Below are 11,177 nucleotides of genomic sequence, written 5' to 3' on the forward strand. Positions count from 1 at the left end.
AAAGATGGCGAAATCATCTGGGTCTGGGAACGGGGTCGTGCGGTCAGCGACGATGACGAGCTGGTTCTCGAGGGTATTATCCTTGATATCACAGATCGCAAGAATCTGGAGGCCAGGCTGTCAGAGCTGGCCACCCTGGATTCGCTGACGGGTCAGCCCAACCGCAGGGAAATCGAGCGGGTCTTGCAGGATGAGCTGGCCCGGGCACGACGGTACGGGCGGCAACTGGCGGTGTTGTGGGTTGACCTGGATTACTTCAAGCGGGTCAACGACAGCTTTGGCCATGCCATTGGTGACCAGGTGCTGCGCACCGTCAGTTTGCGGCTGGCGGACAGCATTCGAAGTGTTGATACCCTTGGTCGTTACGGCGGCGAAGAGTTCATCATCGTGTTGCCGGAACTTTCCGTGCAGGAGGCAAGGGAAACCGCTGAGCGTTTACGCCAGTGCGTAGCCTGCGAGCCGGTCGTCACTACGGCGGATCAGTCTGTGGCGCTTACCGTCAGTATCGGTGTGGCGGTCTATCCTGATCACGCTGACACGGCTGAAACCCTGTGTGAGGCGGCCGACCGCGCCATGTATCGGGCCAAGGATGCGGGTCGCAACCAGGTGGCGGTTGCGCTACGGGATCGGGATGCGGCGGCTGTATCAGAGCGTTTGCAGCTGAGCCTCAAGGATTCCCAGAACCGATGAAACGATGTCCCGGAAATCGGTCAGCGTCTGGGTGCGCAGGATAATGTCATGGCGTTGTTCGTCCAGCTGATCCAGCCTCGGTACGACGCGACGAATGCCTTCGGTAATGACTTCATAGGGGTAATGGTGGTCCATCACGCTGAGCTTGTTCAGCTCTGCCACCTCCTGATTGAAGATGCTGATAATGTCGTAAATCATGTCCTTGTGCTGGATAGTACTGGCTTCCCAGTAGGCATCGTCCAGTAGTTCCAGCAGTGACAGGTATTCCCGCAGGGTATCGGCAACGGAGGTCTGGCCCATAATGGCGTCCTTGACGAAGATTGGCAGTAAGGTCTGTGGAACTAACTATAGCAGCTGCCGCCGCCGGAGGTGACAGCAAGACGGGATGTGAACCTGCGGCCGCAGGGCCGAAGGGAGAAGTCACCCGCCCGATCCGGGTGACAGATGGGCAGGTGTTGCTGTGCAGGGGTCAGGCTACCTGGCGAGCAATCCAGGAATTGTACCGGGTTGCCAGTGCCCGCACGTACCGGGCTTCTGCGCCGTCGAGGCTGGCCAGAACACCCTTCAGTATCCAGCCGCGCTCATACACCCCCAGTACCCGTTGCTCATCTTCCAGGTTGACCCGCTGATTGAGCTTTTTGCAGATCGCATCCAGCAGAGGCAGCTTGTCCGGGCGACGGATAGGCCCCGTGTTGGTTGGCTGGGGTGAGGTGTGTCTGGTGGAGGGTCTGCCTGTGTATTTGGAAGCACCCTTTGCGGCGCCTTGTGGGGCGCTTTTTCTGTCACTTTTCGTGTTACCCCGTTCAGTACGCTTTGGGGTACTCGTCATAGGACCTTTCATTGGCACTCTCCTTCCCGTTTTGCAGCTGCAAAAACCAAAAAACCCGGATCGAAGGACCGGGTTTGAAGGCGGAGGTGCCTACCCGGTCGCTATGAGCTTCCGGGCATAACCGAAAGCTGCTACCTGAAAATCACCATCTTGCGGACAGGCGCAACGGCCAGGCTCCGTGTGGTTGTCATGATCAGACCTTGAATGGTGATGGAACCCATGCAGGGGTAGCCTCCAGATAATTGCTTTCGAAAATACTCAAAGAGTATTTGAATACTGAAACTGTGAATTTCAACTGGCAGTGTATCGCGGCCGTCACGCTTTGCAAATGGGGATTTTTACTCAGGACCTCGCGCCGGCCGGGCTTCGGCAAACCCTTACAGACCGGGTCCTGCGGATCGGGAATAATTCGTCCTGTCACGTGTTTTACGTTGTGTTTTCCATAGCGGTCGACCGCATTGATATGCGTCGGAGCTATGTGATCTCTCCTTTTTGAGGCGTTCAGGGTTTTCCTGAGCGCCTTTTTTTTGCCTTGCTTTAAGGGGATCTCAGGAGATTGTCTGGATGGCCATGACTTTTTGCCAGGTGGCCTGCAGGATACGGGCATCATTGGCGGCCCGGTGCACCGGAACACCCAGTTCAGCAATCACCTGCTGGCGCGTTGGTGCCCAATGCTCAACCTGCTCCGGTGTCAGTAACATGGACACCGATTCCAGCTGAAAACTGGGTACCATATTGGCGGTGCGATACAGGCGGTGGAGCCAGAAGCTGTCGAAAGTCCAGGCATCGCAGAATACCAGCTGGCCATCGAGCAGTTCATTGAGATGATGGGCTACCTGGCGAACCTGAACGCCCTCTTTCTCAAGGGTCTCGCGGGTAATGCCGTGGATCTGCTGGGCACTTTCAGACCAGTCCAGCCAGAGTACATGGGGATGGATCAGCCAGCTGTGAATGCTGCCGTCGGTCAGGCACAGGCCAACCTCGATCGGGTAACTCGCGATGAGATCCAGGCTGGAGGCCTCGAAGTCGATAAAGGCTGGAGTGATCGAAGTTGTCATCTCAGTAGGGGTCAGTTTTCTGGCTGTCTGCAAAGTGTAACCGTCCCTGTCTTAGGAAGCGAACCCATCCTGTACCGGTACTGTTACAATAGAAAGGCAATTGAGGTTGCCAGGTGTTTCGGTTTGTTAACCCGTTGAGGTATATGATGTCACAGACGGTTGTGGTGATTTATTCCGGGGGTATGGATTCCTTTACCTTGCTTAATCGTGCCCTGACGGATGGTCTCAGGGTTCATGCCCTGTCCTTCAATTATGGCCAGCGTCATGTTCGTGAGCTGGACGTGGCGGCGTCTGTCTGTGCTTCGCTCGGGATTTCCCACAAGGTGATCGATATCCGGGCCATGCAGGAGGTCATGTCGGGTTCGTCCCTGACCGGCAGCGGGGAAGTGCCGGAGGGTCACTACGAAGAGGACAGCATGAAATCCACGGTGGTACCCAACCGCAACATGATTCTGCTCTCGCTGGCGACTGGCTACGCGATCACCACGGGCGCATCGGCGGTCTGGTACGGTGCCCACGGTGGCGACCATGCCATCTATCCGGACTGCCGTCCGGAATTTGTCGAGAAAATGGACGCGGTCTGCCGTATCGCAAACTATGAATCTGTGGCCATCGAAGCACCTTACCTTCGTTTTGACAAAACCCGTATTCTTGCCGATGGCCTTGCCATGGGTCTCGACTACAGCCAGACCTGGACCTGCTACAACGGCCGGGAACAGGCCTGCGGTGTTTGTGGCTCCTGTGTCGAGCGGCTGGAAGCGTTTGCCGCCCACGGTCTGCAAGACCCCTTGCCCTATGAGAGGCAATCCTGATGTACCGGGTAAAAGAGGCGTTCTATACCCTTCAGGGTGAGGGCGCCCAGGCGGGGCGCGCAGCTGTGTTCTGTCGCTTCAGCAAGTGCAACTTGTGGAATGGCCGCGAGGCTGACCGGGCCAGCGCCGTCTGCAGTTTCTGTGATACCGACTTTGTGGGTACCGATGGCCAGAATGGCGGGCAGTTTGCGACGGCTGCCGGGCTGGCGGATCACATTGCAGCGTTGTGGCCTGGGCAAGGCAGTGAAGGCAGCCGGCCCTACGTGGTGTGCACCGGTGGTGAACCCTTGCTGCAGCTGGACGAGACCCTGATCCAGGCCTTCCATCAACGGGGGTTTGAAGTGGGGGTGGAAACCAACGGGACGCTGATGGCGCCAGCGGGTATCGACTGGCTCTGTGTCAGTCCCAAGGCGGATGCTGCGGTGGTCATTAACCAATGTGACGAACTGAAAGTGGTGTATCCCCAGGCGCTGGCACACCCGGAGGCCTTTGATCATATCCGGGCGACCCATCGGTTTCTGTCGCCGATGGCCTCACCGGCGACCCCGGACGGTGGCTCCGATCCGGTGAAAGCCAGCAACACCCGCAAGGCGGTTGATTACTGTCTGGCTCATCCGCGCTGGCGCCTGACCGTGCAGATGCACAAGTTGGTAGGCATCGATTAACCAGAGAGGACTCGGGTGTGGACGTTCAGAGCGCGATATCCGAAATGACCGGATTGTGGTCCGAGGATCGCCACGGTGTGTTGGCTGACTGATCCCCGCTCGCCGGCTTGTTCTCCAGTGCGGAAAGTACCCTGGGCTCCTCGGCGTTAATGCCCCAGAGGAAGGCCTGTTTCACCCGGGGCAGCAGTGCCGGGTCGGCCAGATGGTAGTCCAGTGTGCCGGACCGGCCATGGAACCGGAAACTCGTGGTGGTCTTGCCGTGCTGCGCCCGCACCAGATCCTGGTACCCCCTGTCGGCCAGCAGGGTCAGTGGCGGCTCCATGGCGTAGCTGTTGAGGTCACCGGTGATCAGGGTGCCCTGATGCCCGGCCGGTATGGGTAGCGCCTTCAGCCAGGCTGCCAATGCCGCTGCCGCCTCGGTACGCAGTGGCGCGAAACAGCCCTGGCCGTCGTGCTGATCCTGCTCAGGCGTTCGGGCATTGCGACAGCTCTTGGACTTCAGGTGCACGGCGACCACCCGCAGTGATTCCGGTTGTCCCTGCCGCCGGAACGACTGCGCCAGCGGCGGCCGGTTGCCTCGCTGAAACGGCCCGCTCAGGAGCCCCGCAGGCGAACCGGTTGGCGCAAGTCGATCAGTGCGGTAGAGGATAGCTACCCTGATAGCATCCGTGCCCGCCAGTGCCGCAGACTCGATGAATCCCCAATCTTCTCCCAGGGCCCGGGCCAGCGTGACCAACGCGCCGTAGGGACCATCATCGTCGTTTTCCAGTTCCATGACGGTGAGCACGTCCGGGTCAGCCTGCCGCACTGCGCTGACCAGGCGTGCAGTCTGAGCGTCAAACTGTGCCCTGGCCCGGGCGCCCCGGGTCGCAGGAAAGCCCTGACCTTTGCCATCACCGTTAAAGTAATTTTCAAGATTGAGTGACATGACCCTCAGGTTGCTGCCAGAAGCCCGGCCCGGTGGTGGCTGCCGCAGATCATGATGGCTGAATACCGGTGGTGCTTCAGGCTGAATCCGCCAGTGTCCGAAACGGTAATCAAGAACGCCGGTCAGCGTCTCGACCCGGCCCCCTGTGCGCACCGTGCGGCTGCCAGAGAGCCCGGGCGGTGGATAGGGAACGGGACGCGGGTGTTGTTTGCGAAGGCCGTCGTCCAGCAGCAGTCTTTGCTGATTCTGAGTCTCGAACAGCGCCACCGCATCGGGCCCGGGTCTGAGAACCTGAGTTGGAATGGGTTGTACGGCTGGAGCCAGTACCAGCTCGCCGTAGCGCCCGAGATTATAGGTGTCAGTGACGACCAGCGGGTGGTTCAGGGTAACCCGCATGCTTTCCAGCTGGCGGGGACTCTGATCGCCGGGCCAGGGCAGGCTGATAGGTACAGGTCGTGGCAGCGGCGCGGCGCCGCATGGGCTCAGCTCCGAAATCCTGGTCAGGGAGGTCAGCCCGTAGTGCTGGTGAACAATGCCGGTAACCCGTGTTCGCTGTCCCCGGCTAGCGGACGTTTTCTGGGTGTGAACAAATATTGCCTCAGAGGTTGTCGGGTCCCGGTCGGTTTGATCATCGGCCTGTTGCAGATAAAATCCGTCAAAGCCCCCGGGTTTGCGCAGATCCAGGGTCATAACGCCTTCTACCGTCACCTGCTGACCGGCTGTCAGGTGTGGCGTGGACTGAATCGTGGAAACAGGGGTGGCAGGCGCACCGCATTCCGCGATGGCGATTGAAGAATGCAGGCTGGGAACAACCGTCATGACCAGAAACAAGAGTGGCAACAGCGCTCTGGTCATGACCGTCATCAGGGGTATCAGACGGCTTTAACGGTGTCCGCGCTCAGCGGTCGTACCTGGGCCGTCTTCAGCCAGGGCGGCAGGCTGTCGGCGTTCATCAGTTCCAGGGGTGAGCTGGGCAGATCGTCATCGCGCCCCCCGGAAGGGAGCCCCAGCATGGGCAGCAACCAGGGCACCATGGCCTCGCGGCAGTGCACCTCGATGGGGCCATCTTCCATGCCGTAGTCCGCTGCGGCGAGCTTGCGCTGGGCCGGTGTCAGGACAGGCGATGGCTGCAATCTCAGGCGAACAGTGCGGTTCCAGCGTTCATCGTGTTCCTCCCGGTGCCGGGATTTGTCACGGGAGACCCGGATAGTGTCCTGGAAACGGCTCAGGCGGAAGTCGCCAAAACCCCGCAGTGCTTCGCTCCAGGCACGAACATGCCAGCCCCGCCCGGTCATGACCAGGGTATGGGGTTCGATCAGCAATTCCTGGCCATCCGGATGTTCCAGGCTCATGTAGTCAATGTGAACCCTGCGCTTCTGGCGACAGGCGGTCACTACGGCGCGAGTAATTTCGGGGCTCACCTGGCGGCAGGGAGCGCGTATCACGCAGCTGTCCGGAAGGCCTATATTCAGGTTTTCAAAGCAGTTACTGAGTGCCTGGTGGCGGCAGGCAAGTTCAAGATATTCTTCGGGCTGGCCGCGGGTAACGACAGGCTGAAAGTCCGAAGCCGGAACGTAACCCTTCAGGTGCCGGTCGTACACCAGGTTGCCGGGGGCAAGCTCTCGCAGGTAAGTATTGATATCCTTCGATGCCTGCTGCCGGCCAATACCAAAACCATGACAGATGTGGTTTGTTGTCAGGCGTCCTTCCCACAGGGCGATGATTTCTATCAGTCGATACCGCAGCAGCAAATCCCAGCGTATGGGCCATTCCGTTTTTTTCATAATGTCGCGCTCTTGGTGATGGCTTCAGAGGTCAGGTCGACAGCGACCGATCCATGATCACCTGAAGGATGTTAGCAGCAATCCGGGGGGTGGGTGTGTTACGGCAGCTTAATGTAAAATTTTGTAAAACGCAGTCACCATGCGGCTCCCAGCGTCATTTTGTCGGCGCTAATAATTCGTTTCGGCAACTGCGTAATGGCGGTTTTGCGGAACCAGTGTTCTAATGTGACAGATCGGTCGCTGATACCTCTTCCCTCGTGGGGAAACCCGCGGCACCAAAGGCTTGCAAGCCCAATCATAATCTGTTCGGAGACCTGTGATGACCCGTATGGTGGCGTCATTGTCCGCCCTGATGCTCAGTATTGTCTTACTGGTCAGCGGCAACGCCTTTTTGACAACCCTGCTGGGTATCCGTCTGAGTATTGAGGAAGTCGAACCCTCGGTAATTGGCTGGGTTCTGGTGTGCTATTCCATCGGCTTTGTGCTCGGTACACTTTATGTCCAGCGGATAATTGGCCGGGTTGGCCATATCCGTGCGTTCGCGGTATTTGCAGCCCTGGCCGCAGTGACGTCGCTGCTCTACCCGCTGTCAGTCACCATGGTGTTCTGGGCGTTTCTGCGGGCGCTGACGGGGTTCAGTATCGCTGGCGTGCTGGTGGTCATTGAAAGCTGGTTCAGCAGCCGTGCTACCAACGCCAACCGGGGTTCCCTGTTCGCCGTCTACCAGATTGTGTTCTACCTGTCCGCCGCCGGTGGCCAGCTGATCATCAACGTTGGTGATCCGGCCAATTTCATGCCCTTCACCCTGGCCGCGATTCTGCTGACCCTGGCACTGATTCCGCTCGCCCTCACCCGCATGGAAGCACCGCCGATAGAAGCGGTCGAGCGTATGTCGCTGTTCACCTTGCTGCGGGAGTCGTCCTCCGGTGTGGCAGGTGCCCTGACCTCAGGCATCATGATCGGCTCTTTCTATGCGCTGGGTCCGGTTTACGCCACCATGGTGGGACTGGACGTTGGCAAAACCTCCTGGTTCATGGCCGCCGCCATTCTTGCTGCGATGCTGCTGGCCTGGCCGCTGGGCAAAGTGTGTGACCGTTTCGATCGTCGTCGGGTGATGTTCGTGGTAACCCTGCTGGCTGCCGGTGCCGCGACGCTGGTGGCACTCATAGGTGCGGCCAATCTGTGGTTGCTGATGGCCATGGTCGGGGTGTTTACCGGGTTGGCGGCAACGCTGTATCCGATCGCTGTGGCCATAACCAATGACCGTATGGAATCCCACCGGATTGTCGCGGCCAGTGCCACGCTGCTGCTGAGTTACGGTATCGGCAGCGTGATAGGGCCGATCGCAATGGCTGAACTGATGAGTGTTTTCGGTCCGGCCGGCTTGTTCATGGGATACGTTGGCTTTCTGCTGTTGCTGGCGGCCCTTACCGGATATCGGATCAGCAGCACCGAGGATGTTCCTGTCAATGCGCAGGAACACTTTGTTGCGGCCATGCCGGAGGCTTCTCCGGTGCTGGCGGAGATTGATCCCCGGAACGAAGATTTCCATGCTTCCCCGCAAGCGGAAGAAATGGAGGAGCAGCGGCTCCAGGCCGGCTGATATCCGGCCCTGGCAACATCAAACGAAATCTGATCAAAACGTAACTTGTTCTTGATTCAATGATTAGCTTACTATTGTGGAATTTCCGGAATAGGGATTTTTGTTATGGACCACGAAGAACTGAGTGACCAGTTTCCATTCGCCTTTGCCCGGGTTACCCGGCGCTGGCGCAAGTTGTTGGATGAGCGCCTGAAAGATCTGGGGGTCACCCAGGCTCGCTGGACAACCATGGTATACCTGCAGCGGGGTGGTGAAGGCCTGACCCAGCGTGAGCTTGCTCAGTTGATGGCGATCGAGAACCCGACCCTGGTGCGCTTGCTGGACTCTCTTGAGGAGCAGGGTCTGATCGAGCGTCGTCCCTGTAAACGGGATCGTCGGGCGCGCAGGCTGCACCTGACCGCTCCCGGGGAACGGTTCATGAAGGATCTGAATGAGCGAGCCAATATCCTGCGCGATGAAATGCTTGAAGGCATAAACGATGAGCAGCTCGAGGTGGCATTGGGTGTATTTGCCCAGATCATGGAGAATGCTCACCAGCTCAGAAAATAGCCTTTCAGCTGACAAGACCAGATGATCAGTCACTCCCGGGGACGGGGGGTGGCTGTTTTTCATGTTTCTGAAACTCCACCCCGGTAGGCCCGATGGATGCACTTCTTGCCTCAACGCTGGCTGTTTTTATTGCCGAGATCGGTGATAAAACCCAGCTGCTTTCCCTCTTTCTGATTACCCGCTTCAGTCAACGTCTGCCCGTCATTCTCGGTATCCTGGTTGCGACCCTGGTAAACCATGGTCTGTCCGCCTGGCTCGGGGCGTGGGTCGCCAGCTGGTTGCCGGAGGCCTGGTTGCCATGGCTGGTGGCGCTCAGCTTTGTTGTCATTGCCGTATGGCTGCTGTTTCCGGACAAGGACGACAGCGCAGATTCCGGCTTATTGGGCCTGGGCGCTTTCTCGGCCACCACAATTTTGTTCTTTCTTGCGGAAATCGGGGATAAAACCCAGATTGCGACTGTCGTACTGGCAGCCAGGTACGACGCCACCTTGTTGGTGATTGTTGGCAGTACCATTGGTATGCTGGCAGCGAATGTCCCGGTCATCATGGCTGGGCAGTGGTTGCTTGAGCGGTTGCCATTGGCAGCGGCGCGCATTGGCGCCAGTATTCTTTTTGCTGTGCTGGCCCTGATAACACTGGCGACGGTATTTGCCAGTGCCTGAGTGGATATGTTCCCGGAACAGAAAATGATGATGCGATATTCTGGAGTGGGCCGGTTGTTTGGCCTGATCACCGTTGCCTGCAGCCTGGCCCTGACGCCGGTCTTGCAGGCCACTGCCGATGATTCGGCGACCACTTCGGCGGCCCGGCCTGCTGATAGCAACGAAGGCAGCCGTGCCCGTTCACCGGTGTGGGCGTTGAATGACGATGTTGCTGGCAAGCTGCAGGTAGTGACCGCTCGGTATGAAGATACCTTTGCCGAAATCGGTCACCAGCGCAGTCTTGGCTATCTTGAGTTGGTGAAGGCTAACCCGGGGGTTGATCCCTGGCTGCCCGGTGAAGGATCCCGCATCACCCTGCCCCGTCAGTACGTGTTACCGGACTCGAGCCGTGAGGGTATCGTTATCAACCTCGCCGAGTACCGTCTGTATTATTTCCGTGATGGTGGTGTTCAGGTTTTCCCGGTTGGTATTGGTCGTGAAGAGAACCCTTCACCGATCACCGATGCCAGGGTCACCATGGGGCTCGAGTCGCCGGCCTGGTATCCGCCTGCCAGTATCCGGGCCAGTTATGAAGCCAGCGGGGAATATCTGCCCCGTATGATTCCGCCCGGGCCGGACAATCCCCTGGGTAGTCATGCCCTGCTGCTGAGCGCCGAAAGCTACCTGATCCATGGCACCAACAAGAAGTTTGGTATCGGTATGCAGGTCAGTGCCGGTTGCTTCCGGATGTATAACGAAGATATTTCCCGGTTTGTCTACGAGGTGGAAAAAGGCACACCGGTGCAGATCATTCGCCAGCCCGTGAAGATAGGCATGAGTGGCGGCCAGGTCTGGCTGGAAGTGCACCGTGCCGGTGAGGACTATCCTGAAGATGAGCGTGACCGGTTGTGGACCGAGGTCAGCAATGTGTTGCGTAATTATACTGAGAGTGTGGAGAATCTGGAGATACAGCGGGGAGCTGTAGAGCTGGCTGTTGATCAGGCTGACGGTATTCCACGTATGATTGGTGAGAGGGTCGCGCAGCTCGCTGCCAGTGAGGCTCCGGCTGACGACCGCAGTGAGGCGCAGCAGGGTGAGCGCCGCGAACAACCAACGCCCCAGCTCTGGTTCTGACGATGCGGGTTCCGCTGCCTTAGTTCCGAAGTTGTTGACCAGCTGGGCAAAGGGAGATGGCCATGACCATAAACGCGCAGCGACCCGCAACCAGAGGTTCAACCCGGTGGGTCTGGGGAGCGGCACTGTTACTGGGGCTTGTCTTGTCACTGGTGCAGGCGGTGCTTGCCCAGCAGACTTCCCGACAACAAGCCATGTTGTTGACCATTGAAGGTGCCATCGGCCCTGCAACCATGGATTATGTGGCACGGGGCATTGAGCAGGCGGAGAAAGATGGCGCCGTCCTCGTCATTCTGCAAATGGATACACCTGGTGGCCTCATGGATTCCATGAGGTCCATTATCAAGACGATTCTTGCCTCGGAAGTTCCGGTGGCCACCTGGGTCGCTCCGGGCGGTGCCCGGGCTGCCAGTGCCGGCACCTACATCCTCTATGGCAGTCACATCGCGGCCATGGCACCTGCTACCCACCTCGGCTCTGCCAC

The 11,177-nt window shown here is 58.6% G+C and carries 12 protein-coding genes and 1 pseudogene; 8 read left to right on the forward strand and 5 right to left on the reverse strand.

What is annotated here, in order from left to right; genetic code table 11:
* The coding region (locus AAC035_RS12330; protein WP_339804584.1) for a sensor domain-containing diguanylate cyclase at nt 1-690 on the forward strand (690 nt) is incomplete at its 5' end.
* On the opposite strand, the gene AAC035_RS12335 is transcribed toward AAC035_RS12330, so the two are convergent.
* The 3 genes from AAC035_RS12335 to AAC035_RS12345 all read right to left on the reverse strand — a co-directional run bounded on the left by AAC035_RS12335 (nt 646) and on the right by AAC035_RS12345 (nt 2,577).
* On the reverse strand, nt 646-990 hold the full coding sequence (locus AAC035_RS12335) for a hypothetical protein (RefSeq protein ID WP_339804587.1): 345 nt from the start codon (nt 988-990) through the stop codon (nt 646-648). The genes AAC035_RS12330 and AAC035_RS12335 overlap by 45 nt on opposite strands.
* Nucleotides 991-1,159: 169 nt before the next feature.
* The gene (locus AAC035_RS12340) at nt 1,160-1,519 is read right to left on the reverse strand and encodes a hypothetical protein (RefSeq protein ID WP_339804591.1); all 360 of its coding nucleotides are present in this window, start codon (nt 1,517-1,519) and stop codon (nt 1,160-1,162) included.
* 548 nt (nt 1,520-2,067) lie between these two features.
* Nucleotides 2,068-2,577 carry an exonuclease domain-containing protein gene (locus AAC035_RS12345; protein ID WP_339804593.1) on the reverse strand — a complete coding sequence of 170 codons (510 nt, stop codon included), beginning with the start codon at nt 2,575-2,577 and terminating at the stop codon, nt 2,068-2,070.
* Between the two features lie 146 nt (nt 2,578-2,723).
* Between AAC035_RS12345 and queC the strand changes: the two genes are divergently transcribed.
* On the forward strand, nt 2,724-3,389 hold the full coding sequence (gene queC / locus AAC035_RS12350; RefSeq protein ID WP_339804608.1) for a 7-cyano-7-deazaguanine synthase QueC: 666 nt from the start codon (nt 2,724-2,726) through the stop codon (nt 3,387-3,389).
* The gene (queE, locus tag AAC035_RS12355) at nt 3,389-4,054 is read left to right on the forward strand and encodes a 7-carboxy-7-deazaguanine synthase (RefSeq protein WP_339804597.1); all 666 of its coding nucleotides are present in this window, start codon (nt 3,389-3,391) and stop codon (nt 4,052-4,054) included. Before queC ends, queE begins: the two co-directional genes overlap by 1 nt.
* 25 nt (nt 4,055-4,079) lie before the next feature.
* Here the strand turns inward: queE and AAC035_RS12360 are convergent, their stop codons facing one another.
* A complete protein-coding gene (locus tag AAC035_RS12360; RefSeq protein ID WP_339804599.1) occupies nt 4,080-5,837 on the reverse strand; it encodes an ExeM/NucH family extracellular endonuclease in 1,758 nt (585 codons plus the stop codon).
* A gap of 17 nt (nt 5,838-5,854) precedes the next feature.
* A complete protein-coding gene (locus AAC035_RS12365; RefSeq protein WP_339804600.1) occupies nt 5,855-6,766 on the reverse strand; it encodes a WYL domain-containing protein in 912 nt (303 codons plus the stop codon).
* A 319-nt stretch (nt 6,767-7,085) separates the two neighbouring features.
* On the opposite strand from AAC035_RS12365, the gene AAC035_RS12370 reads away from it, so the two are divergent.
* From AAC035_RS12370 to AAC035_RS12390, 5 genes and pseudogenes are all read left to right on the forward strand, one after another.
* Entirely contained in the window at nt 7,086-8,369 is a 1,284-nt protein-coding gene (locus tag AAC035_RS12370) for an MFS transporter (RefSeq protein ID WP_339804602.1), read from the forward strand.
* 120 nt (nt 8,370-8,489) lie between these two features.
* Entirely contained in the window at nt 8,490-8,918 is a 429-nt protein-coding gene (slyA, locus tag AAC035_RS12375; protein ID WP_339804610.1) for a transcriptional regulator SlyA, read from the forward strand.
* Between the two features lie 92 nt (nt 8,919-9,010).
* Entirely contained in the window at nt 9,011-9,580 is a 570-nt protein-coding gene (locus tag AAC035_RS12380; RefSeq protein ID WP_339804604.1) for a TMEM165/GDT1 family protein, read from the forward strand.
* Between the two features lie 24 nt (nt 9,581-9,604).
* Nucleotides 9,605-10,693 (forward strand): L,D-transpeptidase family protein, encoded by a 1,089-nt coding sequence (locus tag AAC035_RS12385; RefSeq protein ID WP_339804606.1) that lies wholly within the window; start codon nt 9,605-9,607, stop codon nt 10,691-10,693.
* A 62-nt stretch (nt 10,694-10,755) separates the two neighbouring features.
* Nucleotides 10,756-11,177 (forward strand): annotated as a pseudogene (locus AAC035_RS12390) (nodulation protein NfeD); the annotation flags it as partial.

Source organism: uncultured Marinobacter sp., assembly GCF_963974375.1.
GTDB lineage: Bacteria > Pseudomonadota > Gammaproteobacteria > Pseudomonadales > Oleiphilaceae > Marinobacter.